The organism is Phenylobacterium sp., from assembly GCF_031984885.1.
GTDB lineage: Bacteria > Pseudomonadota > Alphaproteobacteria > Caulobacterales > Caulobacteraceae > Phenylobacterium.
The window spans coordinates 92426-118750 of sequence record NZ_DAMABV010000006.1; the positions used below are offsets into that span (position 1 = coordinate 92426).

At 68.9% G+C, this 26325-nt stretch carries 25 protein-coding genes; 17 read left to right on the plus strand and 8 right to left on the minus strand.

Features of this window, described 5'->3' with window-relative positions; translation table 11 throughout:
• The first annotated feature begins 59 nt into the window (after positions 1 to 59).
• Positions 60 to 260: a hypothetical protein gene (locus RTL41_RS10795; protein ID WP_312164204.1), complete on the plus strand. Its 201-nt coding sequence runs from the start codon at positions 60 to 62 to the stop codon at positions 258 to 260.
• Here the strand turns inward: RTL41_RS10795 and trpE are convergent.
• Both trpE and RTL41_RS10805 read right to left on the minus strand, forming a co-directional pair.
• Positions 257 to 1789, minus strand: a complete 1533-nt coding sequence (trpE, locus tag RTL41_RS10800) for an anthranilate synthase component I (protein ID WP_312164205.1) — start codon at positions 1787 to 1789, stop codon at positions 257 to 259. The genes RTL41_RS10795 and trpE overlap by 4 nt on opposite strands.
• Entirely contained in the window at positions 1786 to 3720 is a 1935-nt protein-coding gene (locus RTL41_RS10805) for a peptidyl-prolyl cis-trans isomerase (protein ID WP_312164207.1), read from the minus strand. The genes trpE and RTL41_RS10805 overlap by 4 nt, the downstream gene beginning before the upstream one ends.
• Before the next feature lie 135 nt (positions 3721 to 3855).
• Here RTL41_RS10805 and tpiA point away from each other — a divergent pair, with 135 nt between their 5' ends.
• Positions 3856 to 4599, plus strand: coding sequence for a triose-phosphate isomerase (gene tpiA / locus RTL41_RS10810; protein WP_312164209.1), 744 nt, complete (start codon positions 3856 to 3858; stop codon positions 4597 to 4599).
• A gap of 6 nt (positions 4600 to 4605) precedes the next feature.
• Here the strand turns inward: tpiA and RTL41_RS10815 are convergent, their stop codons facing one another.
• A complete protein-coding gene (locus RTL41_RS10815) occupies positions 4606 to 5019 on the minus strand; it encodes a VOC family protein (protein WP_312164210.1) in 414 nt (137 codons plus the stop codon).
• A 31-nt stretch (positions 5020 to 5050) separates the two neighbouring features.
• Positions 5051 to 5563, minus strand: a complete 513-nt coding sequence (locus RTL41_RS10820; protein WP_312164211.1) for a GNAT family N-acetyltransferase — start codon at positions 5561 to 5563, stop codon at positions 5051 to 5053.
• Positions 5564 to 5673: 110 nt separating this feature from the next.
• On the opposite strand from RTL41_RS10820, the gene secG reads away from it, so the two are divergent.
• The 10 genes from secG to lpdA all read left to right on the plus strand — a co-directional run bounded on the left by secG (position 5674) and on the right by lpdA (position 15741).
• Positions 5674 to 6096: a preprotein translocase subunit SecG gene (gene secG / locus RTL41_RS10825; protein WP_312164213.1), complete on the plus strand. Its 423-nt coding sequence runs from the start codon at positions 5674 to 5676 to the stop codon at positions 6094 to 6096.
• A 155-nt stretch (positions 6097 to 6251) separates the two neighbouring features.
• Complete coding sequence (locus tag RTL41_RS10830) at positions 6252 to 7892, plus strand: CTP synthase (protein ID WP_312164215.1); 1641 nt, start codon at positions 6252 to 6254, stop codon at positions 7890 to 7892.
• 98 nt (positions 7893 to 7990) lie between these two features.
• The gene (locus RTL41_RS10835) at positions 7991 to 8365 is read left to right on the plus strand and encodes an MmcQ/YjbR family DNA-binding protein (RefSeq protein ID WP_312164217.1); all 375 of its coding nucleotides are present in this window, start codon (positions 7991 to 7993) and stop codon (positions 8363 to 8365) included.
• A gap of 93 nt (positions 8366 to 8458) precedes the next feature.
• Complete coding sequence (gene rpmF / locus RTL41_RS10840; protein ID WP_056018768.1) at positions 8459 to 8641, plus strand: 50S ribosomal protein L32; 183 nt, start codon at positions 8459 to 8461, stop codon at positions 8639 to 8641.
• Positions 8642 to 8804: 163 nt separating this feature from the next.
• On the plus strand, positions 8805 to 10085 hold the full coding sequence (gene eno, locus RTL41_RS10845; protein ID WP_312164221.1) for a phosphopyruvate hydratase: 1281 nt from the start codon (positions 8805 to 8807) through the stop codon (positions 10083 to 10085).
• A 119-nt stretch (positions 10086 to 10204) separates the two neighbouring features.
• Positions 10205 to 10501 carry a septum formation initiator family protein gene (locus RTL41_RS10850; RefSeq protein WP_312164564.1) on the plus strand — a complete coding sequence of 99 codons (297 nt, stop codon included), beginning with the start codon at positions 10205 to 10207 and terminating at the stop codon, positions 10499 to 10501.
• Between the two features lie 77 nt (positions 10502 to 10578).
• Positions 10579 to 11625 carry a pyruvate dehydrogenase (acetyl-transferring) E1 component subunit alpha gene (pdhA, locus tag RTL41_RS10855; RefSeq protein ID WP_312164223.1) on the plus strand — a complete coding sequence of 349 codons (1047 nt, stop codon included), beginning with the start codon at positions 10579 to 10581 and terminating at the stop codon, positions 11623 to 11625.
• Positions 11622 to 12992 carry a pyruvate dehydrogenase complex E1 component subunit beta gene (locus RTL41_RS10860; protein WP_312164225.1) on the plus strand — a complete coding sequence of 457 codons (1371 nt, stop codon included), beginning with the start codon at positions 11622 to 11624 and terminating at the stop codon, positions 12990 to 12992. Before pdhA ends, RTL41_RS10860 begins: the two co-directional genes overlap by 4 nt.
• A gap of 48 nt (positions 12993 to 13040) precedes the next feature.
• Positions 13041 to 14330, plus strand: coding sequence for a pyruvate dehydrogenase complex dihydrolipoamide acetyltransferase (locus tag RTL41_RS10865; RefSeq protein WP_312164228.1), 1290 nt, complete (start codon positions 13041 to 13043; stop codon positions 14328 to 14330).
• A gap of 10 nt (positions 14331 to 14340) precedes the next feature.
• The gene (gene lpdA / locus RTL41_RS10870) at positions 14341 to 15741 is read left to right on the plus strand and encodes a dihydrolipoyl dehydrogenase (protein ID WP_312164230.1); all 1401 of its coding nucleotides are present in this window, start codon (positions 14341 to 14343) and stop codon (positions 15739 to 15741) included.
• A gap of 203 nt (positions 15742 to 15944) precedes the next feature.
• Here lpdA and RTL41_RS10875 read toward each other — a convergent pair whose 3' ends face one another.
• Both RTL41_RS10875 and RTL41_RS10880 read right to left on the minus strand, forming a co-directional pair.
• On the minus strand, positions 15945 to 17498 hold the full coding sequence (locus RTL41_RS10875; protein WP_312164233.1) for an AMP-binding protein: 1554 nt from the start codon (positions 17496 to 17498) through the stop codon (positions 15945 to 15947).
• Positions 17499 to 17624: 126 nt separating this feature from the next.
• Positions 17625 to 18641 (minus strand): alpha/beta hydrolase, encoded by a 1017-nt coding sequence (locus tag RTL41_RS10880; RefSeq protein WP_312164235.1) that lies wholly within the window; start codon positions 18639 to 18641, stop codon positions 17625 to 17627.
• A gap of 77 nt (positions 18642 to 18718) precedes the next feature.
• Between RTL41_RS10880 and lipA the strand changes: the two genes are divergently transcribed.
• On the plus strand, positions 18719 to 19681 hold the full coding sequence (lipA, locus tag RTL41_RS10885) for a lipoyl synthase (RefSeq protein WP_312164237.1): 963 nt from the start codon (positions 18719 to 18721) through the stop codon (positions 19679 to 19681).
• 4 nt (positions 19682 to 19685) lie between these two features.
• Positions 19686 to 20135, plus strand: a complete 450-nt coding sequence (locus RTL41_RS10890; protein WP_312164238.1) for an SRPBCC family protein — start codon at positions 19686 to 19688, stop codon at positions 20133 to 20135.
• On the opposite strand, the gene RTL41_RS10895 is transcribed toward RTL41_RS10890, so the two are convergent.
• Positions 20132 to 20623: a CinA family protein gene (locus tag RTL41_RS10895; RefSeq protein WP_312164240.1), complete on the minus strand. Its 492-nt coding sequence runs from the start codon at positions 20621 to 20623 to the stop codon at positions 20132 to 20134. The genes RTL41_RS10890 and RTL41_RS10895 overlap by 4 nt on opposite strands.
• 83 nt (positions 20624 to 20706) lie before the next feature.
• On the opposite strand from RTL41_RS10895, the gene RTL41_RS10900 reads away from it, so the two are divergent.
• Positions 20707 to 22953 carry a fused MFS/spermidine synthase gene (locus RTL41_RS10900; RefSeq protein ID WP_312164241.1) on the plus strand — a complete coding sequence of 749 codons (2247 nt, stop codon included), beginning with the start codon at positions 20707 to 20709 and terminating at the stop codon, positions 22951 to 22953.
• Between the two features lie 4 nt (positions 22954 to 22957).
• On the opposite strand, the gene RTL41_RS10905 is transcribed toward RTL41_RS10900, so the two are convergent.
• A complete protein-coding gene (locus RTL41_RS10905; protein ID WP_312164243.1) occupies positions 22958 to 24106 on the minus strand; it encodes a bifunctional 2-C-methyl-D-erythritol 4-phosphate cytidylyltransferase/2-C-methyl-D-erythritol 2,4-cyclodiphosphate synthase in 1149 nt (382 codons plus the stop codon).
• Positions 24107 to 24196: 90 nt separating this feature from the next.
• Here RTL41_RS10905 and dusB point away from each other — a divergent pair, with 90 nt between their 5' ends.
• Positions 24197 to 25204: a tRNA dihydrouridine synthase DusB gene (dusB, locus tag RTL41_RS10910; protein WP_312164245.1), complete on the plus strand. Its 1008-nt coding sequence runs from the start codon at positions 24197 to 24199 to the stop codon at positions 25202 to 25204.
• Positions 25201 to 26322: an ATP-binding protein gene (locus RTL41_RS10915; protein ID WP_312164247.1), complete on the plus strand. Its 1122-nt coding sequence runs from the start codon at positions 25201 to 25203 to the stop codon at positions 26320 to 26322. The genes dusB and RTL41_RS10915 overlap by 4 nt, the downstream gene beginning before the upstream one ends.
• The last annotated feature ends 3 nt before the right edge of the window (positions 26323 to 26325 follow it).

Here is a 26325-nt window from a genome sequence, read left to right on the forward strand (position 1 = left end):
CCCGCCCCGACGCCAAGCCCCCGATTGCCGGGGCCGCGCGTTGGCGGGATGCTGTGTTCATGACGCCGACCGATTCCGCCCTCGACCCTGGCCAGATGGCCTATGCGCGCACCCTGCTGCGGACGCCGGTCTATCGCGAGCGGGCCTGGCCGGCCCTGGGGGCGGCGGCTTTCGCGGCCGTGGCGGCGCTGGCGCTCGCCGTGGCCATGATCACCGCGCCGCCGGTGACGACCACCCACGTGGTTGAACGCGCGCCCTAGACGAAGCGCCAGGACTCCTCGGCGGCGCGGCGCAGGGCGCGGGCCTTGTGCAGGGTCTCGTCGTACTCGGCGTCGGGATCGCTGTCGGCGACCACCCCGCCGCCGGCCTGGACGTACATCTGGCCGTCCTTGAAGCAGGCCGTGCGCAGCACGATGCAGGTGTCCACCGAACCGTCGGCGCCGAAGTAGCCGACCGCGCCGGCATAGGCGATGCCGCGCTTTTCGATCTCCAGCTCGTCGATGATCTCCATGGCCCGCACCTTGGGCGCGCCCGACAGCGTGCCGGCGGGCAGGGCGGCCATCAGCACGTCGATGGGATCCAGCCCCTCGGGCGCGTCGCCCTCGACGTTGGAGACCAGGTGCATGACGTGGCTGTAGCGCTCGACGAAGAACGAGTCGGTGACCCGCACCCGCGGCCCGCGTGAAACCTGCTGGGGCTCGTTGGCGCCCTGGTTCTTCAGCATCGCCACCCGGCCGACGTCGTTGCGGCCCAGGTCGAGCAGCATCAGGTGCTCGGCCCGCTCCTTGGGATCGGCGATCAGCTCGGCCTCCAGCGCGCGGTCCTCTTCCGGGGTCGCGCCGCGCGGGCGGGTGCCGGCGATCGGGCGGATGGTGATCTTGCCGTCGCGCAGCCGCACCAGGATCTCGGGGGACGAGCCGGCCAACTGGAAGTCGCCGAAGTTCAGGTAGAACAGGAACGGCGAGGGGTTCATCCGCCGCAGCGAGCGGTAGAGCGCGAACGGATCGAGCGTGAAGGGCGCGCGGAACCTGTGGCTGGGCACCACCTGGAAGATGTCGCCGGCCAGGATGTAGTCCTTCGCCCTGGCGACGATGCGGTGATAGTCCTCGCGGCTCACCGGGGTGGTGAAGCGATCGGGCTCGGGGCTGGCCGCGCCGGTGAGCGGCGGGGCCGCGCCCTTCAGGTCGGCGGCGACCTCGGCCAGGCGGGCCTTGGCGTCCTCATAGGCGGCCTTGGCGGTGATCTCCGACGGACGCACCGTCGTCACCAGCACGATCTCCTGGGCGATGGCGTCGAAGATCGCGACCATCGAGGGGCGGATCATCAGCCCGTCGGGCAGGTCCAGCGGATCGGGATTGACGTTCGGCAGGCGCTCGACCAGCCGGATCATGTCGTAGCCGATGGCCCCGAACACGCCGGCCGACATCGGCGGCAGGCCTTCGGGCAGGTCCAGCCGCGAGCGGGCGACCAGGTCGCGCAGCGAATCCAGCGCCCCGCCGGCCTGAGCCTGGAAGCGGCCGGCGGCGATGTCGGGCCCGACCGCGATCTCGGCCTTGTCGCCGCGACACCTCCAGACGAGGTCGGGCTTCATGGCGATGACCGAATAGCGTCCGCGGTGCGCGCCGCCCTCGACCGACTCGAACAGGAAGGCGTAGGGCCGCCCATGGGCGATCTTCAGATAGGCCGAGACCGGCGTCTCCAGATCGTCGATCAGCCGGGTCCAGACGACCTGCGGCGCGCCTTGAGCGTATTTCGCCTCAAAGTCCGCAAACGCAGGATCGATCGTCACTTCGCCTTCTCCGTCTTGGCCGCCGGTTCAGCGGCCTTCGCCTTTTCGATCGGCGGCAGGCCCAGGGCCGCGCGCGCCTTGTCCGGATAGACCTGGGCCTTGACCTCGGTGCGGGCCGCCTTGCGGGCGGCCGCGCCCAGGTCGCGGAACAGCGCCATGGTCACCTGCGGGCGCACGTCCTCGGTGATGCGCGCCAGGGTCGGGCCGCTCGGCGGGCGAACGGCTTCCAGCTTGCCGACGATCAGGCCAAATTGCGTGCCCTCGGCGGTGAACACATCGCCCTGCTTGACGCTGAACGCCTTGCCCAGCGCGTCCCGCGACAGGGCCGTGCTCTGCGCCGCGTTCTGGCGGTCCAGGTTGGCGACATGGACGACCTTGGCGCCGGCCGAGGCGGCGACGGCCTCGAGGCTTTCGCCCTTCCTGACGCGGGCGGCCAGCTCGTCGGCGCGGGTCTGCATGCGCTTGACCAGTTCGCGCATCATCCAGAAGCGCGAGAGCTGCGGCTTGACCTCGGCCAGGGGCGGCAGGGCCTTGGGGATGACCCGCTCGACGCGGACGGCGAAGTAGTTGCCTTCGCCGGCGTCCTGGACCTCGCTCTCGCCCCCGGCGGGGAGGCTGTAGGCCAGTTCCAGCATCTTCGGCGTCAGGCCGGGCACGGGCTGGCCTTGCTGTCCCTGGCCCTGCTGGGTCACCGGGCCGAGGGTGAAGGTCGGCACGCCGGCCTTCTTGGCCGCCTCGATCAGGTTGGCGCCGTCGGCGCGGGCGTCCTCATAGGCCTGGCTGAGGGCGTAGACCTTCTCGGCCGCCGCATCCTTGCGCAGCTCGGCTTCGATCTGCGGCCGAACCTGGTCGAGGGTCACCGCCTGGCCGGGGGTGATCTTCACGACCTTGACCACAGCCATGCCCAGGTCGCCCTGGATGGTCGAGATCTGGCCTTCCTTCAGCGCGAAGGCGCCGGCGCCGACGCGCTTGTCGGCGACCGCGCTCTGCGGCCGGTCGGCATAGTTGATGGCTTCGACGCCGGTCGACTTGGCGACCGCGGCCGGATCCTCGCCCTTGGCCAGGCGGTCGGCGATCGCCTGGGCCGCGGCGGCGTCCTTGGCCGGAATCTGGACCAGGGTGCGGGTTTCGGGCCGCGACAGCGTGTCCTTGCGGAACTCGAAGCGCTTCTGGACCTCGGCCGGGTCGATCGGAAGATCGCCGCTGACCTGGGCCGGGGTGAAGGCCACGACCGTCAGGACGCGGAACTCCGGCAGGGTCATCCGGTCGGCGTTCTCCTTCATGAACGCCTCAAGCTGCGCGTCGGTCGGCTGGGCCGGCTGGGTCACGCTGCGCGGATCGATCATGAAGTAGCCGACGTCGCGAGCTTCGAGCTCGTAGATGGCGCTCAGCGCGCCATAGGCCCGCGGCACCCGCAGGCCGTTCACCATCGCCGCGGCGGTGTGGCTCTCGGCGATCTGGTCGCGCAGCAGCGTCTCGAAGCGGGCCGGGTTAAGGCCGTTCTCGCCCAGCCGCTGCTGGTAGAGGGTCTTGTCGAAGGCGCCGGACACCGGGTTGAAGAAGGCCGGGATCTTGCGGAGTTCCGACTCCATCAGTTGGTCCGAGGGATGGACGCCGATCTTGCGGAGCATCTCGCCGAACGACTCGCGGGTGGCGATTTCGTCCATCAGCCGCACGTCGAGGCCGGCCTGGGCGGCCTCCTCGATGCTGATCGGGCGCTTGGTCTGCTCCTCGGCGCCCTTGCGGAAATTGTCGAACTCCCGGCGGAAGTCCTGTCCGGACACGTGGCGGGAGCCGGCTTTCACCACATCGTTGGTGAAATTGCCCTTGAAGGCATCGTTGACGCCGAAGATCGCGAAGCTGACGACCAGCAGGCCGATCAGCACGGCGGCGACCCAGGATTTGGCGAATTGTCGGGTGGCGGACAGCATTTGACCCTACCTGAGCCCCTTCGGCGCGATTGTGGAACGGCGGGTATAGTGGAGGCCGCTTCCCCCCCGCAAGCACGTGACAGAACAAGCTGCATAGCTTAACGGCGCTGCGACCCACGAAATGCGAGGCAAGACATGACTTCTCCGACCCCTTTGATCGCCGGCAACTGGAAGATGAACGGGGTCGCGGCGTCGCTTGCGGAAGCCCAGGCGGTCGCTTCGGGCGTCGGGTCGGCCAAGGCGCGCGTGGCGATTTGCCCCCCCGCGACGCTGATCGCGCGGGCCGCCGAGGCGCTGAAGGGCAGCGCCGTGCTGGTCGGCGGCCAGGACTGCCGGGCCGAGGCGTCCGGCGCCTTCACCGGCGACGTGGCGGCTGAAATGCTGGCCGACGCTGGCGCCGGCCTGGTGATCCTGGGCCACTCCGAGCGCCGCGCCGGCTATGGTGAGACCGACGCCGTGGTCGCAGGCAAGGTGGGCGCGGCGCTGCGCGCGGGGCTGGAGCCGATCGTCTGCGTCGGCGAAACCCTGGCCGAGCGCGAGGCGGGCGACGCCCTGAGCGTCGTCACCGGGCAAGTGAGGGGATCGCTGCCGGCCGAACTGGCGGGCAAGGCGTTCTCGGTGGCCTATGAGCCGGTCTGGGCGATCGGCACGGGTCTGACCCCCACCACGCCGCAGATCGAGGAAATCCACGTCGCCATCCGTGCGACCCTGGTCGAACTGTTCGGCGAACACGGCAAGAGCGCGGCGATTCTCTATGGCGGCTCGGTGAAGCCGTCGAACGCGGCCGAGATCCTGAACGCGGCCGAGGTCGGCGGCGCGCTGGTCGGCGGCGCCTCGCTGAAGGCGCAGGACTTCCTGGGCATCATCAACGCCCTCTGATCGGGATTAGCCGGGCGGGCCCTTCAGCTCGACCGTATTGCCCTCGGGGTCCTTGATGTAGATCGAGGGCCCTTCGCCGTCCGCGCCGAAGCGCGGCGCCTGTTCGCCGATCTCGACCCCGTGCGCGGCCAGGTGCGCCAGGATCGCCGCCGCATCGAAGGGCCTGACGGCCAGGGCGAAGTGGTCGAGGTTACGCCCCTCCGGGCCCGGCGCGGCCCCGCCCATCTGGCCGAGCTTGCCGTCCACCGTCACCAGGTCGATCAGCGAGGCGCCGGCGCGAATGTGGGTGAGGCCAAGCTCGGGCCGATCCCATTCGACAGGGCAGCCGAGCACGTCGCGATAAAAGGCGACCATCCTCTCCTTGTCGACGACGCGCAGGACGATGTGATCGAAGCCGGTGGTGCGTATCGGATGGGTCATGGGTTTTAGTTATGCAGCGGGCGCACGCATTCTAGAGCAGCAGGCCGAACAGCCGGCAGTCGCGATGCTCCCCATCGCGCAGGATGTGGCCGCGCAGCAGGCCTTCCTCCTGGAAGCCCAGCTTCTCAAGCAGCGTGTCGGACCGCAGGTTGCCCAGATGGGTGCGCGCCGACAGCCGTCGCAGGCCCATGGTCGCGGCATGGCTCACGACCGAGCGCATGGCCTCCAGCGCATAGCCCTGGCCCCAGGCGCCGCGCCCCAGCAGGAAGCCGATCTCGGCCCGCTTGTGCCAGCGGTCGATGTCGGAGAGGTCGCAGGCGCCCAGGAACTCGTCGCCCAGCGTGCGGATCGTCCAGTGCGCGGCCTTGCCGGCCTGCGCCTCCGCCACCTGGCCCTCGACGATGGCGCGCACCAGGTCGGGATCGTCGACCTCGGGGATGTCCCAGTGGGCCATCACCTCCGGGTCGCTCAGGATCGGAAACAGCAGTTCGGCGTCCGCCACCGCCAGCGGCCGCAGACTGAGACGTTCGGTTTCGAGAATCATGGGCTTGCCCGCGCGATGCGACGCCCTAGCTATGGCCTTACGCGCATCCAAGTGGTAGAGCGCGCGCTTCATTTCGGCACGGGTGACCGGCCGGAGGCATTGGATACGTCATGCTGCTCGGCATTCTGCTCACTGTTCACGTCATCGTCTGCGTCGCCCTGATCGCGGTGGTCCTGCTGCAACGCTCCGAAGGCGGCGCCCTCGGCATGGGCGGCGGCAACACCGGCTTCATGACCGCACGCGGCGCGGGCGACCTGCTGACCCGCACGACCTGGATCCTGGGCTCGATCTTCTTCCTGCTCAGCCTGACGCTGACCATCCTGGCCGGCCAGGAGCGCGGCTCGTCCTCGGTCGTCGACCGCATCAAGGTCCAGGGCATCGATCCGAGCACCCTGAACCAACCGTCGGTCCCGCAGCCGACGGCTCCGGCCGTCCCCAGCGACGCTCCCGCGCCGCTGACCGCGCCGACGCCGCAGGTCCGCAGCCCGTTCGAAGGGCCCGCCCAGGCCCCGGCGGCGCCGTCCAACCCTTAAGCCTCAGAGTCATCGTGAGATCTCAAGAAAAGCCGCTCCGGCGGCTCTCTCGGCGTTTGCGCGCGCGGGTTTCCGCAGAACCGCGCTTTCAATCCACAGCCTTTGGCGAATCGCCGCAGGGCGCCCGCAGCGAATCACTGGTACTCTGAACGCCCATGGCCCGGTACATCTTCATCACCGGCGGCGTGGTCTCCTCCTTGGGAAAAGGTCTCGCGTCCGCCGCCCTTGGCGCGCTCCTGCAGGCTCGCGGCTACAAGGTCCGCCTGCGCAAGCTCGACCCCTATCTGAACGTCGATCCGGGGACCATGAGTCCCTATCAGCACGGTGAGGTCTTCGTGACCGACGACGGCGCCGAGACCGACCTCGACCTGGGGCACTATGAGCGCTTCACCGGTGTGAACGCCACCAAGGCGGACAACATCACCACCGGCCAGATCTACAAGACCATCATCGAGAAGGAGCGCCGCGGCGACTATCTCGGCGCGACGGTCCAGGTGATTCCGCACGTCACCGACGAGATCCGCAACTTCGTCCTGTCCGATCCGGGCGAGGGCGTCGATTTCGTGCTGGTCGAGATCGGCGGCACGGTCGGCGACATCGAGGGCCTGCCGTTCTTCGAGGCGATCCGCCAGCTTGGCCAGGAACTGCCCCGCGGCCATGCCTGCTACATCCACCTGACCCTGCTGCCGTACATCAAGACGGCCGGCGAGATGAAGACCAAGCCGACCCAGCACTCCGTCAAGGAGCTGCGCTCGATCGGCATCCAGCCCGACATCCTGCTTTGCCGTTGCGAGCAGCCGATCCCGGCCGGAGAGCGCCGCAAGATCGGCCAGTTCTGCAATGTGCGCGAGAGCGCGGTGATCCAGGCGATGGACTCGCCGAACATCTACCACGTGCCGCTCGACTACCACGCCCAGGGCCTGGATCGCGAAGTGCTGTCGGTGTTCGGCCTGCTGGACACCGCGCCGGCGCCGGATCTGTCGCGCTGGCAGTCGATCTCCAACACCCTGACCAACCCCGACGGCGAGGTGAACATCGCCATCGTCGGCAAGTACACCGGCCTGACCGACGCCTATAAGTCGCTGGTCGAAGCCCTGGTGCACGGCGGCGTCGCCAACAATGTCCGGGTCAAGTTCGACTGGATCGAGGGCGAGGCCTTCGAGCGCGAGGAGGGGCTCATCTCCGAGCGCCTGACCGGCGTTCATGGGGTGCTGGTGCCCGGCGCCTTCGGCGAGCGCGGCTCGGAAGGCATGATCCGCGCCGTGCGGTTCGCCCGCGAGCACGAGATCCCTTACTTCGGCATCTGCTTCGGCATGCAGATGGCCATGATCGAGGCGGCCCGGAACCTGGCCGGCATCAAGCAGGCCTCGTCGACCGAGTTCGGCCCGACGTCCGAGCCGATCGTCGGCCTGATGACCGAGTGGGTGCGCGGCAACGAGCGTGAGATGCGCAAGGAAGGCGACGACCTGGGCGGCACCATGCGCCTGGGCGCCTATGAGGCGGTCCTGACGCCCGGCTCCAAGGTCGAGGGCATCTATGGCGGCTCGACCATCAGCGAGCGCCACCGGCACCGCTACGAGGTCAACATCGCCTATCGCGACGCCATCGAGAACACCGGCCTGTCGTTCTCGGGCCTCTCGCCCGACGGCGTGCTGCCGGAGATCTGCGAGCGCAACGACCACCCGTGGTTCGTCGGCGTCCAGTTCCACCCGGAACTGAAGAGCCGGCCGTTCGATCCCCACCCGCTGTTCACCGGCTTCATCGGCGCCGCCAAGGAGCGCAGCCGGCTGGTCTAGGGCGCCGCCATGCTGCCCCTCTGGGGGAGCTGTCAGCCGCCTCGGCGCTACGCACCGATCCACCTCCCCCAAGGGGGGAGGATCTTGAAGGCTGGCTGGTGAGTTCTACTCTCCTCATGCTCACCCGCGACGACGTCCGCCGCATCGCCCTGGCCCAGCCGGAGGCCTACGAGGCCGATCATCACGGCATGCCGTCGTTCCGCGTCGGCAAGAAGATCTTCTGCACGATCCACCAGGACCGGCCGCGGGCGATGCTCAAGCTCGATCCGGAGGACCAGCGCAATCTCAGCGCGGGACGGCCAGGCGTGATCGAGCCGGTTCCGGGCTATTGGGGCAGGAACGGCTCGACCTTCGTGTGGTTCGAGCGAATCGAAGAGGCCGATCTGGCCGGCCTGATGCGCATGGCCTGGGCGCAGATCGCGCCGAAAGCCTTGCAGGCAAGGGTTTCACACGGGATTCACAAGGGTGGTTGAAACCGCGGACGTTTTCCGGCATACACCCGCGCTCACGTCGGCGGCCGCTCGTTCGGCCGCCTTCTCCATTTTCTACGCCTGCGAGATTTTCCGATGGCCGTTCCGAAGCGAAAAGTATCCCCCTCGCGGCGCAACATGCGACGCTCGCACCACGCGCTGGGCGCCAACTCCTATGTCGAAGACAAGGAAACCGGCGAACTGAAGCGCCCGCACCACGTCGACCTGAAGACCGGCATGTACAAGGGCCGCCAGGTCATCACGCCGAAGGCCGACTAAGCCTCCGACGTTCCGGCCCTCGCGCGCCGGCGAGTTTTCGAAAGCCCCCGTCCGGGATGCCGGGCGGGGGCTTTTGCATGGGACCGGCCGGCTGGCGATTTGCCCACACGGGCGAAGGTGGCTAAACGGTCCGCGCCTTTCCCGCCCAAGACCTGGAGCTCCCATGACCGAAATCATCGACATCACAGCCCGTGAAATCCTGGATAGCCGGGGCAATCCGACGGTCGAGGTCGATGTCGTCCTGGAAGACGGCTCCCTGGGTCGCGCGGCGGTGCCGTCGGGCGCCTCCACGGGCGCGCACGAGGCCGTGGAGAAGCGGGACGGGGACAAGAGCCGCTATGGCGGCAAGGGCGTCCTGCAGGCGGTGGAAGCCGTCAACGGCGAGATCTATGACGCGCTGTCGGGCTTCGACGCCGAGGACCAGCGCCGGCTGGACCAGCGCCTGATCGAGCTGGACGGCACGCCCAACAAGGCCCGCCTGGGCGCCAACGCCATCCTCGGCGTCAGCCTGGCGGCCGCCAAGGCCGCGGCGATCAGCGCCGGCCTGCCGCTCTACAAGTATGTCGGCGGCGTTTCGGCCCGCGTCCTGCCGGTCCCGATGATGAACATCATCAACGGCGGCGCCCACGCCGACAACCCGATCGACATCCAGGAATTCATGATCCTGCCCACCGGCGCCCCGACCTTCGCCGAAGGCCTGCGCATGGGCGCCGAGATCTTCCATGGCCTGAAGAAGGCCCTGAAGGACGCCGGCCACAACACCAATGTCGGCGACGAGGGCGGCTTCGCCCCCAACATCGGCTCGGCCGAAGAGGCCCTGGCCTTCATCGTCAAGGCGGGCGAGGCGGCCGGCTACAAGGCGGGCGAGGACTTCCAGTTGGGCCTCGACGTCGCCTCGACGGAGTTCTTCAAGGGCGGCAAGTACGTGCTGGAAGGCGAGGGCAAGACCCTCGATCCGGCCGGCATGGTCAAGTACCTGGAAGGCCTGGTCAAAGACTTCCCGATCGTCAGCATCGAGGACGGCGCCGCCGAGGACGATCTGGAGGGCTGGAAGCTGCTGACCGAGACCCTGGGCGGCAAGGTGCAACTGGTCGGCGACGACCTGTTCGTGACCAATCCGGCCCGCCTGGCCATGGGAATCGAGAAGGGCCTGGCCAACTCGATCCTGGTCAAGGTCAACCAGATCGGCACGCTGTCGGAGACCATGGACGCCGTCGATATGGCGCACCGCGCGGCCTACACCTCGGTGATGTCGCACCGCTCGGGCGAGACCGAGGACTCGACCATCGCCGACCTGGCCGTCGCCATGAACTGCGGTCAGATCAAGACCGGCTCGCTGGCCCGTTCGGACCGCACCGCCAAGTACAACCAGCTCCTGCGCATCGAAGAAGAACTGGGCGACCAGGCGATCTATCTCGGCGCCAAGGCGCTCAAGCGCCTCTAGGACCACGCGATCGGCGGCGGGCAGGATTTTTCGCATCCGGCCCGCCCATCCGGTGTTTGTAACCGGAAATTAAGCACGTTTGCGTGAGATGTCGCTGATCAGGAGTCTTGAATTCGACCGTGTTCGCGCGCTTCCGCTCATATCTGCCGACCGCGGCGCTCCTGCTCCTGATCTGCTATTTCGGGTACCACGCCTTCGCGGGCGAGCGTGGCCTTCTGTCGTCCACGCAAAGGGATGCGGCGCTGGCCGCCAAGTCCAAGGAACTATCCGAGCTGCGCGCCCAGAGGCAGGACCTCGAGGCCCGCGCCAGGCTTCTGCGCGATTCGAGCCTGTCTGCTGACCTACTGGAAGAACGTGCCCGTTCCCTGCTAGGTTTCGGCCACCCGAACGACTATGTGGTCCGCGTGAAGCCCTAGGGCGGATTCGTTCGTTCATTAACGACCCGAAAAGCGCGGAATTTAACCGTGCGAAATCATTCCTGCGGGAGAGACAGATGGCGCGTGGGCAAACAGGCTCCGCAGCTAAGCGGAAGAATAGTGACGCCAGCGCGGATGGCGTCGCCGGAAGCCCTGTGACCAAGGACGAGCTTCTCAAGTACTACCGCGACATGTTGCTGATCCGGCGCTTCGAGGAGCGGGCCGGGCAACTGTACGGCATGGGCCTGATCGGCGGTTTCTGCCACCTCTACATCGGCCAGGAAGCCATTGCCGTCGGCGTGCAGGCGATCAAGGAGCCTGGCGACCAGGTGATCACCGGCTACCGCGACCACGGCCACATGCTGGCCTGCGGCATGGACCCCCGCGAGGTGATGGCCGAACTGACCGGCCGCGCCGGCGGCTCGTCCAAGGGCAAGGGCGGGTCGATGCACATGTTCTCGACCGAAGCCGACTTCTACGGCGGCCACGGCATCGTCGGCGCCCAGGTGGCGCTCGGCACGGGCCTGGCCCTCGCCAACCACTATCGCGACAACAAGAAGGTCTCCTTCACCTACTTCGGCGACGGCGCCGCCAACCAGGGCCAGGTCTATGAGAGCTTCAACATGGCCCAGCTCTGGAACCTGCCGGTCGTCTACGTGATCGAGAACAACCAGTACGCCATGGGCACCTCGATCGAGCGGTCCTCGTCGGAAACCCACCTCTACAAGCGCGGCGCCTCGTTCCGCATTCCGGGCGAGGAGGTCGACGGCATGGACGTTCTGGCGGTCAAGGCCGCCGCCCGGAAGGCCGCCGACCATGCGCGCTCGGGCAATGGGCCCTACATCCTCGAGATGAAGACCTACCGCTATCGCGGCCACTCGATGAGCGATCCGGCCAAGTACCGCACGCGCGACGAGGTCGACGAGGTCCGCAAGACCCGCGACCCGATCGACCACGCCCAGGAACTGCTGGCCAGCAAGGGCTGGGCCGACGAGGCCGCGCTCAAGGCCATCGACGCCGAAGTCAAGGCGATCGTCGCCGACGCCGCCGAGTTCGCCCGCACTTCGCCCGAGCCCGAAGCCTCGGAGCTCTACACGGACGTCTATCTGGAGGCCGCCGAGTGACCGACGTCCTTATGCCTGCGCTTTCCCCGACCATGGAGGAAGGCACGCTCGCCAAGTGGCACGTAAAGAAGGGCGACGCCGTCCGTTCGGGCGACGTCATCGCCGAGATCGAGACCGACAAGGCGACCATGGAGGTCGAGGCCGTCGACGAGGGGACGATCGAGGAGATCCTGGTTCCCGAAGGGACCGAGGCGGTGAAGGTCAATACGCCGATCGCCCGCCTGTCCGGCGACGGGGCGCCCGCCGCTCCGGCTCCGGCCCAGTCCTCCGGCGAGCCCGAAAAGGCCGCTCCCGAAGCCGCTCAGCCGCAGCCCGAGGGCGAGGCCACGGCGCCGGTGACCCCCAAGGTCGAACTGCGCGACCCCGAACTTCCCGCCGACGCCAAGCTGGTCAGGACGACCATCCGCGACGCCCTGCGCGACGCCATGGCCGAGGAGATGCGCAAGGACGACAAGGTCTTCCTGATGGGCGAGGAAGTCGCCCAGTACCAGGGCGCCTACAAGGTCTCGCGCGACCTGCTGCAGGAGTTCGGCGACAAGCGCGTCATCGACACCCCGATCACCGAGCACGGCTTCGCCGGCCTGGGCGTCGGCGCGGCGATGGCGGGCCTCAAGCCGATCGTCGAGTTCATGACCTGGAACTTCGCCATGCAGGCGATCGACCACATCATCAACTCCGCCGCCAAGACGCTCTACATGTCCGGCGGCCAGATCAAATGCTCGGTCGTGTTCCGCGGTCCGAACGGCGCAGCCGCCCGCGTCGGCGCCCAGCACAGCCAGGACTACTCGGCCTGGTACGCCCAGGTGCCCGGGCTGAAGGTCGTGGCGCCTTACGACGCCGCCGACGCCAAGGGCCTGCTCAAGGCTGCGATCCGCGACCCGAACCCGGTCGTCTTCCTCGAGCACGAGATGATGTACGGCCAGGAGTTCGACGTTCCGCAGGACATCGACTGGGTCGTGCCGATCGGCAAGGCCAAGGTCCGCCGCGAGGGCAAGGACGTCACCATCACCGCCCATTCGCGGATGGTCGGCCTGGCCCTGAAGGCCGCCGAGGAACTGGCCGCGGAAGGCATCGAGGCCGAGGTCATCGACCTGCGCACCCTGCGTCCGCTGGACCATGAGACCATCGTCGAGAGCGTGAGGAAGACCAACCGCCTGGTCACCACGGAAGAAGGCTGGGGCCCGATGGGCGTCGGCGCCGAGGTGGTGGCGCGGGTCCTGGAGCACGCCTTCGACTATCTGGATGCGCCGCCGACCCGCGTGCACCAGAAGGATGTGCCGCTGCCCTACGCGGCCAATCTGGAAGCCCTGTCGCTGCCCTCGGTCGAGGACATCGTGAAGGCGGTCAAGGCGGTCACCTACAAATGACCGCCGGAACCATCGCCGCCCGTCCCGCTCAGCGTCTGAGACCCGCCCATGTCCATTGATGTTCTGATGCCCGCGCTCTCCCCGACCATGGAGGAGGGCACGCTCGCCAAGTGGCACGTGAAGAAGGGCGACAAGGTCGCGTCCGGCGACGTCATCGCCGAGATCGAGACCGACAAGGCGACCATGGAGGTCGAAGCCGTCGACGAGGGCGTCGTCGAGGACATCCTGGTGCCTGAGGGCTCGGAGGGCGTGAAGGTGAACACCCCGATCGCCCGGCTGTCCGGCGAGGACGGCGCCTCCGCGCCGCCGCCCAAGGCTGAGGCGAAGGCCGAAACGCCCAAGGCCGAAACCCAGAAGACAGAGACGCCCAAGGCCGAGCCGGCGTCGGCTCCGAAGCCCGCCCCCGCCGCGCCGGCGCGAGCGTCGGGCGAACGGATCTTCGCCTCGCCGCTGGCCCGGCGGATCGCCGAGCAGAAGGGCCTGGACCTCGCCCAGGTGCAGGGGTCCGGCCCGCATGGCCGGATCATCAAGCGCGACGTCGAAGGCGCGACGCCCCAGGCCGCCAGGCCGGCTGCGGGCGCAGCGACGCCCGCCGCGGCGGGCGCCCCGCGTCAGGCGCAGACCCTGGCCCAGATGGGCATTCCGGACGGGAGCTACGACCTCATTCCGCTGGACGGCATGAAGAAGACCGTCGCCCGCCGGATGACCGACAGCTTCCGCGACGTGCCGCACTTCCCGCTGACCATCGACCTGGAGATCGACGGGCTGCTGGCCAGCCGCGCCAAGATCAACGCCATGCTGGAGAAGCAGGGCGTGAAGGTCAGCGTCAACGACCTGGTGATCAAGGCCGCCGCCGTGGCGCTGAAGCAGGTGCCGGAGGCCAACGCTTCCTATTCGCCTGAAGGCATCGCCATGCACCACAACGCCGATATCGCCATGGCCGTGGCCATCGATGGTGGATTGATCACGCCGATCATCCGCAAGGCCGAGACCAAGGGCCTGGCCCAGATCGCCGCCGAGGCCAAGGACCTGGCCGAACGGGCGCGGACTCGAAAGCTGAAGCCCGAGGAATTCCAGGGCGGCACCTTCTCGATCTCCAACCTGGGCATGATGGGGATCAAGTCGTTCAACTCGATCATCAACGAGCCGCAGGGCGCGATCCTGTCAGTCGGCGCGGGCGAGCAGCGGCCGGTGGTCAGGAACGGCCAGTTGGCGATCGCCACCCTCATGACCGTCACGCTGACCTGCGATCATCGCGTGGTCGACGGCGCCATCGGCGCGCGTTGGCTGCAGGCCTTCAAGGCCCTGATCGAAGATCCCATCACGATGATCGTCTGAGGCAGAGCACATGGATTTCGACGTCATCGTCATCGGCTCGGGCCCGGGCGGCTATGTCACGGCCATCCGCGCCAGCCAGCTCGGCTTCAAGACCGCCATCGTCGAGCGCGAAGCGCTGGGCGGGGTGTGCCTGAACTGGGGCTGCATCCCGACCAAGGCCCTGCTCAAGTCGGGTGAAGCCTACGAGAACCTCGGCCACCTGGCCGACTACGGCCTGACGGTCGAGAAGGCGAGCTTCGACTTCGCCAAGGTCATCGAGCGTTCGCGCAAGGTCGCCGCCCAGCTCAATTCGGGCGTCGGCTTCCTGATGAAGAAGCACAAGATCGAGGTCATCGAGGGCGTCGCCAAGCTCGAGAAGGGGCAGGGCGCCCCCAAGGTGGTGGTGGCGCTGAAGGCCGGCGGTTCGCGGACCCTTCAGGCCAAGCACGTGATCCTCGCCACCGGCGCGCGGGCGCGCACCGTGCCGGCCGTCGGCATGGAGCCGGACGGCGAGCGGGTCTGGACCTATCGCGAGGCTATGGTCCCGAAGGCCGCCCCCAAGTCGCTGATCGTCATCGGCTCGGGCGCCATCGGCATCGAGTTCGCCAGCTTCTATCGAGCCCTGGGTTCGGACGTGACCGTGATCGAGGCGCTGCCGCGCATCCTTCCGGTCGAGGACGAGGAAGTCTCCAAGGCCGCCCACAAGGCGTTCGAAAAGCGCGGCCTGAAGTTCCGCGTCGACGCCAGCGTCAAGAAGCTCTCCAAGTCGAAGACCGGCGTCTCGATCGACCTGGAGGCCGGCGGCAAGGCCGAGACCCTGCAGGCCGACGTCGCCATCGTGGCCATCGGCATCGTCGGCAATGTCGAGGACCTGGGCCTCGAAGCGCTGGGCGTGAAGATCGAGAAGACCCACGTGGTCACCGACGCCCATGGCGGGACCGGCGTGCCTGGCCTCTACGCCATCGGCGACGTGGCGGGGCCGCCCTGGCTGGCGCACAAGGCCAGCCACGAGGGCGTGCACTGCATCGAGCACATCGCCGGTCTGAAGCCGACGAACCTGAACTCGCCGATCCCCGGCTGCACCTATTCGAACCCGCAGATCGCGTCGGTCGGCCTGACCGAGGCCCAGGCCAAGGAGCAGGGGATCGAGGCCAAGGTCGGCCGCTTCCCGTTCAAGGTGAACGGCAAGGCGATCGCCTCGGGCGAGACCGACGGCTTCGTGAAGACGGTCTTCGACGCCAAGACCGGCGCCCTGATCGGCGCGCACATGATCGGCGCCGAGGTGACCGAGATGATCCAGGGCTTCACCCTGGCGATCACGCTGGAAGCCACCGAGGCCGAGGTGTTCGCCACGGTGTTCCCGCACCCGACCATGAGCGAGGCCATGCACGAGGCCGCGCTCGACGCCTATGGGCGCGTCCTGCACATCTGACGGCGAAAGATCCTCTATGCTTCGTCATGGCCGGGCCGGCAGGTCCCGGCCATCCATAGACGCCGAGCCTCGCCGAAAACCCTCGGGCGCATATGGATCCCCGGCACGCCTACGCGGCCGGGGATGACGATCGGAGGAGGCGGGTTCAAGGCGACGGCCGTATGCTATGGCCCGGCTCGGCCTAGTGGCGGGTGGGCGAAGGCTCAGGCGGCGCGGCGCCCGTCGGCCTCGGCCATCCGCGTGATCGCCACGTAGTCGGTCTTGCCGGTGCCAAGGACGGGAATCTCGGTGACCCGGATGATCTTGCGCGGCACGGCCAGTTCGGGCGCGCCGATCGCCTGGGCGTGAGCGACCAGCGGGGCGGAGTCGGCGTCGCGCCGGTCGGTGACCAGCACCAGCCGTTCGCCCTTCTTCGGATCGGGCATGGCGATCACCGCATGGCGGCTGTCGGGCCAGACCGCGGTGGCGATGTCCTCGGCGGCGGTCAGGGAGACCATCTCGCCGCCCACCTTGGCGAACCGCTTCACCCGGCCAAGGATCTTGATCCAGTCGTCGTCGGTGATGTCGACGACGTCGCCGGTGTCGTGCCAGCCGCCCGGCGGCGGTTCGAGGCCGGTTTCGGTGAGGTAGCCGGCCATGATGTTGGGGCCGCGCACGAACAGCCGCCCGCCGCCCGGAATGCCCTCGACCTTTTCCAGCCGCGCCTCGATGCCGGGCAGCAGGCCCCCGACCGTGCCGCGGCGATTGTCGGTCGGCTTGTTGACCGCGATCACCGGCGAGGCCTCGGTCGCGCCGTAACCCTCCAGCACGGGCACGTCGCCGAAGCGGTCGCGGATCAGGTTGTGGGTCTCGTCGCGCACCTTCTCGGCGCCGCAGACGATGAACTGGAGGCCGGAGAGCTCGTCGCGCTCGGCGGCGCGGGCGTACTGGTTGAGGAAGGTGTCGGTCGCAAACAGGATCGAGGCGCCGGTGTCCTTGATCAGCGGTGGGATCTGCTTGACGTGCAGCGGCGAGGGATACTCGAACGCCTTCATGCCCTTCATCAGCGGCAGCAGCACGCCGCCGGTGAGGCCGAAACAATGGAACGTCGGCAGCGGATTGAACATCACCCACGACGGATCGAGCGGGATGTGGGCGGCGACCTGCTCGACATTGGCGATCAGGTTCGACTGGCTGAGCACGACCCCGCGCGGCGCGCCGAAGCTGCCCGAGGTGAACAGGATCACCCCCGGGTCGGACGGCTTGGTCTCGGTCCTGAAGCGCTTGGGGAAGGTCGCCGCGGCGGCGGCGAACAGCTTGTCGGCCAGGCCGACCTGCTCGCGCACGTCCTCCAGGTAGGTGATCGCCGCCAGCGGCTCGAGCGCGTCGATCAGGTCGTGCAGCTTGCCCTGCTCGATGAAGCGGTGCGAGGTCAGCACGCGCTTCACCCCGGCCAGTTCGCAGGCGGCCTTCAGGTTCCGGATGCCGGCGGTGAAATTCAGCATGGCCGGCGTGCGGCCGAACGCGTGCAGCGCGAAGAAGGTCACCACGGCGCCGGCGCTGGCCGGCAGCATGACGCCGACCCGCTCGCCCTGAACGGTCATGGCCGAGATCTTGCGGCCCAGCGCGAAGGCCGCGCGGATCAGGTCGGTATAGCTGAGAGGCTTGCGCTCCTGGTCCTCCAGGATCGGCTTCTTGGCGCCATAGGTGGCGCGGGCGTCGACAAGCGCATCGAACAGTGAGCGCTCGCACGAACGCGGATCAAAAGAACGCGACAAAGGCGAAAACCTCCCCGAACGTCTCGCCGATTATTATTGGGCGCGAGCCTATAGCCGACGCCTGAGCTTGAAAAGATATGTAACAGGTCGTGAGCTTCGGCTGCCGCGTCAAGTGCGGCGGACGCCCTAAGGTCTTGCCTCGACAGCCGAAATCGCCGCGGGCGCGCGCCCGGCGGCCCGTTCGGCGACGAACCTCTCTAGCGTCGCCAGCCATGGCGCGCGCCATGGGTCGGCTTCCAGGTGCAACGCGCTGCCGGCGCCCGGCAGCGCGGTCGCCTGGCAGGTCGGCAGCCGCGGACACAGGCCCGCCGCCCGCCCTGTGGGGTTGATCATCAGCACCGGCGTTCGAACCTGCGGCGCGCCCGTCTCCAGCAGCCGGCTGGCCGCCTCGAACGCCTTGGTCCAGCCGAGGCTGGGGCCGGCCAGCCGCAGATCGGGGTTCGCGGTCATCCAGGCCTGTCCGACCTGGCCGCGCCAGGCGTCGTGAGTGCGGCGCGCGCCAAGGTCGTCGGCGGTCTCGCGGCTCCACGGCTTCCAGCCCGCCGGCGGCGTGTCGGCCCGGCGGACCGGGCCCAGCAGGCGCCTCGCCGGCGGCTCGGCCAGGCGGGGCGAGCTGGCGACGACGCCGTCGACCTTGAGGCCCGAGCGAACCGCGCCCAGCGCGACGACCACGCCGTCGTCATGGCTGAGCACGACCAGCGGCGCGTCGGGGGAGGGCCGGATCACGACCCTGACCAGTTCGCGCAAGGCGGCGGCGTCCGGATCGAAGGTCGGCGTGAAGCCCAGGTCGCGCGGCAGCACGTAGCGCCCCGAGCCGCCCTGACCGGCGCGGTCGAGGATCCAGACCGTGGCGCCGCGGTCGATCAGGTCGGAGGCGGTCTCGAACCACATCTCGGCGGTCTCGCCATAGCCCGGCACGATGACGACGATCGCCGTGGGGACTCGCCGCGTGCTGGCCACGCCATAGCGCTGCACGGGTTTATCGCCGACGCCGATATAGCCCCAGGCCCAGCCTTCGGGCGGGTAGAAGCGCGGCGCCAGGGCGGCCGGGGTGCGGCTCTCGGCGAAGGGTTCGCGCCCGCCGTCGCGCCCGCAGGCCGCGAGCGAGAGAACCAGAGCGGCGAGCAGGCAGGCGCGAACCATGGCCGAGTTTGACCATGCGTCGCCGGGCCGCTCAATCACGCCTTGATCCTGAGGGAGAGAAAGCCGATCTAGGCCTTATGGCGACCGTCATCGACACCATCGGGGGGCAGCGGCCCCGGCATCCCGAAAAGCAGTCGCGTCCCGATACGCCCGTTCTGCGCAAACCCGAGTGGCTGCGCGTGCGGGCTCCGGGCTCGCCCGGCTACAATGCGACGCGCTCGATCGTGAAGGAGCATGGGCTCACCACGGTCTGCGAAGAGGCCGCCTGCCCGAACATCGGCGAGTGCTGGACCCAGAGCCACGCGACCATGATGATCATGGGCGAGATCTGCACGCGGGCCTGCGCCTTCTGCAACGTCAGCACCGGCAAGCCGCTGGCGCTCGACCCGACCGAACCGGCGCGGGTGGCCGATGCGGTCCTGAAGATGGGCCTCAAGCACGTGGTCATCACCTCGGTGGACCGCGACGACCTGGCAGACGGCGGCAGCGCCCACTTCGCCGCGGTGGTCCACGCCATCCGGGCGACCGCGCCGGGCACGACCATCGAAATTCTGACGCCGGACTTCCTGCGCAAGCCCGCGGCGGCGGCCGAGATCGTGATCGATTCCAAGCCGGACGTCTTCAATCACAACCTGGAAACCGTGCCGCGGCTCTATCTCTCGATCCGCCCCGGCGCGCGCTACTACCACTCGCTGCGCCTGCTCGAGCGGGTGAAGGAACGCGACCCCAACCAGTTCACCAAGTCCGGCCTGATGGTCGGGCTCGGCGAGGCCAAGGAGGAGGTCATGCAGGTGATGGACGACATGCGCTCGGCCGGCGTCGACTTCCTGACCATCGGCCAGTACCTGCAGCCGACCCGCAAGCATGCCGCCATCGACCGATTCGTCACGCCCGAGGAGTTCAAGGCCTACGAGGAAATCGCCCGCGCCAAGGGCTTCCTGATGGTCTCGGCCAGCCCGCTGACCCGCTCGTCGCACCATGCCGGCGAGGATTTCGCACGGCTCAAGGCGGCGCGGCTCGCCAAGGACGCGGCGGCCTAACCGCTTGCCGCGCTACCACATCGAAAAGGTGCTGCCCTACAGCCCCGACCAACTGTTCAAGCTGGTCGGCGACGTCGACGCCTATCCCGACTTCGTGCCGTGGATTCAGTCCATGCGGACCTGGAACGCCCGCGCGGAAGGGGAGGGCGTCACCCTGGTGGACGCCCAGGTGGCGGTGGGCTTCTCGTTCCTGAAGGAGAAGTTCGCGACCCGCGTGCGGCGCGACGCCCAGGAGCGGCAGATCGACGTGCAACTGCTGTCGGGGCCGTTCAAGCACCTGGTCAACCGCTGGCGGTTCGTCGAGACGCCGGGCGGCGCGAAGATCGAGTTCGACATCGACTTCGAATTCAAGTCGCGGCTGCTGTCGGGGATGCTCGCGGCGAACTTCCACCACGCCGTCGACAAGCTGATCTCGTGCTTCGAGGGGCGGGCGAAGACGCTCTACCCGGCCTAGGTCATCCGGTCGCGCAGGGCCTGCAGGGCGGCCTGCACCGCCTGTTCCTGGATTTCCGCGCGCGTGACGCCGTCGAACAACTCGGCGCGATGCATCAGCGCCTGGTTCGAGCGGGCCGTGGCGATGTGCACCGTGCCGACGGGCTTCATCGCGGTTCCCCCGCCCGGCCCGGCGACGCCGGTGATGGCGACCGCGACATGGGCGTTCGAGGCTTCCAGCGCGCCCTCGGCCATCATCCGCGCAACGGGCTCCGAAACGGCGCCTAGATCGGCGATGAGGTCGCCGGGCACGCCCAGAAGCTCCTGCTTGGCTCTGTTCGTATAGACCACGAAGCCGCGTTCGAAGACGTCCGAGGCGCCGGGGATCGAGCAGATCGCGCCCGCCACCAGCCCCCCGGTGCAGCTTTCCGCCGTCACGATCCGCAGCGAGCGCTCGCGCGCCTCGTCGATCAGCAGTCGCGCCAGGGTTTCGATCTCCAGGGAAAACATGCGGCGACTCCAGCGGCCTCTAGGCAATGACGAAGGCAGACCACAACATCGGCCGCGCCCGCCACACAAGCCGATTCGAACCCATGACCGCACTCGATCAGGCCGAACGGCCCGCAGCTTCCGTCTCGCCGGCCCTTTTCGCGGTGACGACCTTCGCCAGCGCGGGGCTGGTGTTCATGGTCCAGCCGATGGTGGCCAAGCTGGTCCTGCCGCTGCTCGGCGGCAGTTCGTCGGTGTGGAACACGTCGATCGCGTTCTTCCAGACCGCGCTGCTGGTCGGCTACGGCTACGCCCACCTGCTGCAGAAGGTGCGCTCGGTCCGCATCCAGGCCCTGGTCCACGTCGCGGCCCTGCTGGCGGCGGCGCTGGCGCTGCCGCTTCGGGTCACCGAGCTGCTGGGAGAGCCGTCGTCCGTCTACCCGTCGCTCTGGCTGCTCGGCGTCCTGGCGGTTTCGATCGGCGCGCCCTTCGCGATCCTCTCGGCGACCGCGCCGCTGGTGCAGGCCTGGCACGCCAGGACCGTACATGCCGAGACTGGCGCCGAGCCCTACGTCCTCTACGCAGCCTCGAACCTGGGGAGCCTGCTGGCCCTGCTGGCCTACCCGGCGCTCGTCGAGCCCCTCGCCACCCTGCGAGGGCAGACAGTGGGCTGGAGCGCCGGCTACGTGGCCTTCGTCATGCTGATGGCGACGCTGGCGCTCTTCGTGTCGCGCGCTCGCGCGGCCGCGATCACGGCGCCTGCGGCCGGCCTGGCTCCTGCGCCGACCTGGCCTCAGCGGGCGATCTGGGTCGGACTGGCGGCGATCCCGTCGAGCCTGATGCTGGGCGTCACCACCCACATCACCACCGACGTCGCCTCCGCCCCGTTCCTGTGGGTGATCCCGCTGGCCCTCTATCTGGCCACCTTCATCATCGCGTTTTCCAGCAAGCCGATCATTTCCCAGGAAACGACCCTGCTGCTGCAGGCTGCGGCGGTGGTGGCGTGCGCGGCGATGTTGCCGTTCAAGTCGATGAATTTCCCGCTGCAGATGTTCGTGCATCTGACCGCGTTCTTCCTCACCGCCCTGATGTGCCACCAGGCATTGGTCGCGCGCCGGCCCGACCCGGCTCACCTGACCGAGTTTTACCTCTGGATGTCGTTTGGCGGCGTGGTCGGCGGAGCGTTCAACGCCTTCCTGGCGCCGGTGCTCTTCAACAACGTCTGGGAATATCCGTTGGTCCTGGCGCTCGCCTGCCTGGCCCGGCCCGGCCTGGGGCCGATCGAGCCCTGGCGGTGGGCGACGCTGGTGATCGGCGCGGCGGCGGCCGCCATCGCGCCGGTCGTCGCCCTCAGGATGGGCATGGACGCCGAGCTCAAGGCCGTGGTCTTCGGCCTGCTGGGCGTGTCCACGGTCTGCGCCTTCCTCATCCGGCGACGGATGATCGTGTTCTTCGGCGCGGTGGTCGTGCTGTCGATCTCGGCCGAGGCGATCGGCGATCGGGTCGATGTCCGCCAGAGCTGGCGCAGCTTCTTCGGAGTCCTGCGCCAGTCGGAAATGCCGGCCCCGCGCATGGAGGGCCAGCTTCGGATGCTGTCGCACGGCACCACGCTGCACGGCGCCCAGGCCCAGAACCCCAAGTACATGTGCCGCCCGCTGGTCTACTACGCGCCGGAAACGCCGATCGGCCAGGTGTTCACCCATGAGGTCCAGGCCGCGCGGCCGTTGACCGTGGGGGCGGTGGGCCTGGGGACCGGCGCGGTGGCGGCCTACACCCGGCCGGGCGACCGCCTGACCTTCTTCGAGATCGATCCGCTGGTGATCCGGCTCGCCACCGATCCCAAGCACTTCAGCTACACGACCACCTGTGCGCGCGGGAAGATCGACTACGTGCTCGGCGACGCCCGGCTGACCCTGGCCAAGCAGCCGGCGGGGGCGTTCGACATCCTGTTGATCGATGCGTTCTCGTCCGATGCGGTGCCGGCGCACCTGCTGACGGTGGAGGCGATGAAGGGCTATCTCTCCAAGCTGAAGCCGGACGGCGTGCTCATCGTCCACCTGTCCAACCGCAACCTGGAACTGCGCAGCCCGGCGATGGCCGTAGCGGAGGCGGCCGGGGGCTTTGCGCTGATCCAGCGTCATAGCCCCGCCAAGGACAGTCCGCCCCTGTGGGAGTCGGCCGAGGACGCGCTGATCGTGACGCGCAGCCTGGCGGCGCTGGCGCCCTACGAGGCCGACGGGCGTTGGTCGCAGACCGATCCGACGGTCACGCGGCCCTGGACCGACGACTACACGAACCTTCCCGGGGCGATGTACGCCGAGATGAAGATGAAGTGGCCCTGGCTGCCCTAGATCTTTAGGCGGGGGTCTCCACCGAGACGATCGCCTGGGCCAGCAGGCCCTCCTGCCGGCCGGTGAAGCCCATGCCCTCGGTGGTGGTCGCCTTCACGCTGACGCGGTCGATCGGCACGCCGAGCAGTTCGGCCAGGCGCTGGCGCATGGCGCCGCGGTGGGGGCGGATCTTGGGCCGCTCGCAGACCAGGGTGACGTCGGCGTTGATGATCCGGCCGCCCTTGCCGGCAAGGATGTCGACCGCGTGCTGAAGGAACCTGTCGGACGCTGCGCCCTTCCATTGCGGATCGGAGGGCGGGAAGTGTTCGCCGATGTCGCCTTCGCCGATCGCGCCCAGGATCGCGTCGGTCAGGGCGTGCAGCCCCGCGTCGGCGTCGGAGTGGCCGATCAGGGTCTGGTCATGGTCGATGCGCACGCCGCAGAGCCAGACGGCGTCGCCGGGCCCCCAGCGATGGGCGTCGATTCCCTGGCCGATGCGGGTGATGCGCGCGCCGCCCGCCAGTTGCTCGGCCATGGCGAAGTCCTCCGGATAGGTCAGTTTCATCAGCCGCGGGTCGCCAGGCGTCATCACCACCCGGCCGCCCGCCTTCTCGACCACCGCGGCGTCATCGGTGGGCTCGGCGTCGGCGGGCCAGGCTGCGTAGGCGTCGAGCAGGGTCGCCAGCCGGAACGCCTGGGGCGTCTGGGCGCGCCATAGGCCGTCACGCGGCGCCGTTTCCGAGATCACGCCATCGGCGCCGCGCTTGAGCGTGTCGGCCATCGGCAGGGCCGGCACGGCGCCGTCCGCCGCCGCCAGCGCGGCCAGCAGCGTCTCGACGTGGTCACGGGTCAGAAGCGGGCGGGCGGCGTCGTGGACCAGGACCGGCGCGTCGGCCGCGCCCGTGAGCGCCTTGAGGCCGGCCTGGACGGAGTCGGCGCGGGTCGAGCCGCCGCGGACCACGGAGACGCTATCGAACGGACGCAGCAGATCGGCCGCCTCATCCACCCAGCCGTCGGCGACGACGACGACAATCTGCCGCGCCCCGGCGGCGGCGAAGGCCTCGATCGACCACAGCAGGATCGGGCGTCCCCCCAGGCTGCGCCAGGGTTTGGGCGCTCCTGGACCGGCCCTGGTGCTGGAGCCTGCGGCGACGATGACGGCTGAGAAAACCATCCGGCTTGTTTAGGGAGGTTACCGGCCCTGTCTAGGCTTTACGGCGGTGCACAATTTGCCTAAAACTGAGGCGGTAGGGGTGATTACAAAATGAGCAATACGCTCAGGATCGGGGACGTGGAAGTCGGTGGACGCGCTTGGATCGCGCCCATGACCGGCGTGTCCGACCTGCCGTTCCGCAAGGCCGCCAGCAAGCTGGGCGCCGCATACGTGGCGACCGAGATGGTCGCCTGCGCCGAATTTTCGAAAGGCCGCCCGGACGTCGTCCGGCGCGCGGCGGTGGGCGAGGGCCTGCCGCTGATGGTCGTGCAACTGGTCGGCCGCGACCCGGCGCACATCGCGCAGGGCGCGCGGCTGGCGGCCCAGGCGGGGGCCCAGATCATCGACCTGAACTTCGGCTGCCCGGCCAAGGAAGTGACCGGGGTGCTGTCGGGCTCGGCCCTGATGCGCGAACCGGACCTGGCCGAGTCGCTGATCGCCGCGGCGGTCGACGCCGTCGACGTGCCGGTGACGGTGAAGATGCGCCTGGGCTGGGACGCCTCGTCCCGGAACGCCCCCGACATCGCCGCCCGGGCGCAGGCCCGCGGCGTGAAGGCGGTGACGATCCATGGCCGGACCCGCTGCCAGTTCTACAAGGACAGCGCCGACTGGAGCGCGGTGCGTCCGGTCACCGAGGCGGTCTCCATCCCGGTGATCGTCAACGGCGACATCACGGACGGCGAGAGCGCCAGGCAGGCGCTGGCCGCCTCCGGCGCCGACGGCGTCATGGTCGGTCGCGGCGTCTATGGCCGCCCCTGGGTCGCGGCGCAGGTCGAAGCCGAACTGGCGGGGCGCAGCTTCAAGGAGCCGCAGGCCGAAGAGCGCCTGGCCATCGCCCTCGAACACTTCCGTGACAGCCTGAACTTCTATGGCGACCGGCTGGGCCTGCGCATCTTCCGCAAGCACCTGGCCTCCTACATCGAAAACGCGCCCTGGCCGTCGTCGGCCGAGGCGCGACGGGCGGCGCGCTCGACGCTCTGCCGCCTCGACGATCCGGCGGAGGTCGAAACCGGCCTGACCGCTCTGTGGCGTGACCCCCAACCGAGACTTGCCGCATGACAAACCAGACCCGAGCGGCGCCCCCCGGCCTGGACCTCGACGTCCTGAAGGCCAGCGCTTTCGACGTGTCTCCGGAACCGGCCCTCGTGGTCAGTCGCGACGGGGCGCTGGTCGCTGTCAACGAGGCGGCCGAGGCGCTGTTCGGCCAGGGCCTGAGCCTGTTGACCCGCGGTCGCTTCGGCGCCGCCCTGCCGCCCGGCTCGGCGCTGGTCTCGCTGCTGGACCGGGCGCTGGAGGAGGGGGTTCGGGTCCGCGAGCGTGGGGTCGAGATCAGCCTCTTCGGGCATCCCTCGTTCGAGGCCGACGGCGCCGCTGCGCCGCTGGCCGATGGTTCGGTGCTGCTGACCCTGCATGTGAAGGGCGGAGCCCTGGGCGGCGAGCGCACCGGCGCCGAGCAGGCGGGCCTGCGGACCATCGTCGGCCTGGGCCACATGCTGGCCCACGAGATCAAGAACCCGCTGGCCGGCATCCGTGGCGCGGCGCAACTGCTGAAGACCGGCGCCAAGGCCGAGGACGCGCCCCTGGCCCAGTTGATCGTCGACGAGACCGACCGCGTCCGGCGGCTGGTCGACCGCATGGAGGCGTTCTCGGACGACGCCTTGCCCGACTGCAAGCCGATCAACATCCATCAGGTCCTGGACCGGGTGAAGGCGCTGGCGGCCAACGGCGTGGCCGACGGCCTGACTCTCACCGACGACTACGATCCCTCGCTGCCGCCGGCCTATGGCGATGAGGACCAGCTCATCCAGATCTTCCTCAATCTCGTGAAGAACGCCGCCGAGGCCGCCCACGGGCGTGGCGACGGGCGCGGCGCGATCACCGTCCACACGGCCTATCGCCACGGCGTGAAGGTGCGCGCCGCCAAGGGGCACATCCTGCGCGGCGCGCCGCTGGAGGTCCGCGTGCAGGACAACGGCCCGGGCGTGCCGGCGCACCTGCGCGAAAGCCTGTTCCAGCCGTTCGTGAGCACCAAGACCCATGGCGCGGGCCTTGGCCTGGCCCTGGTCGCCAAGTTGGTCGCCGGGCACGGCGGCCTGATCGATTTTGAGTCCGAGCCGGGGCGCACGACCTTCCGTGTGCTCCTGCCGATCGCGTCTGAAGAGGATAAGCCGGCATGAATG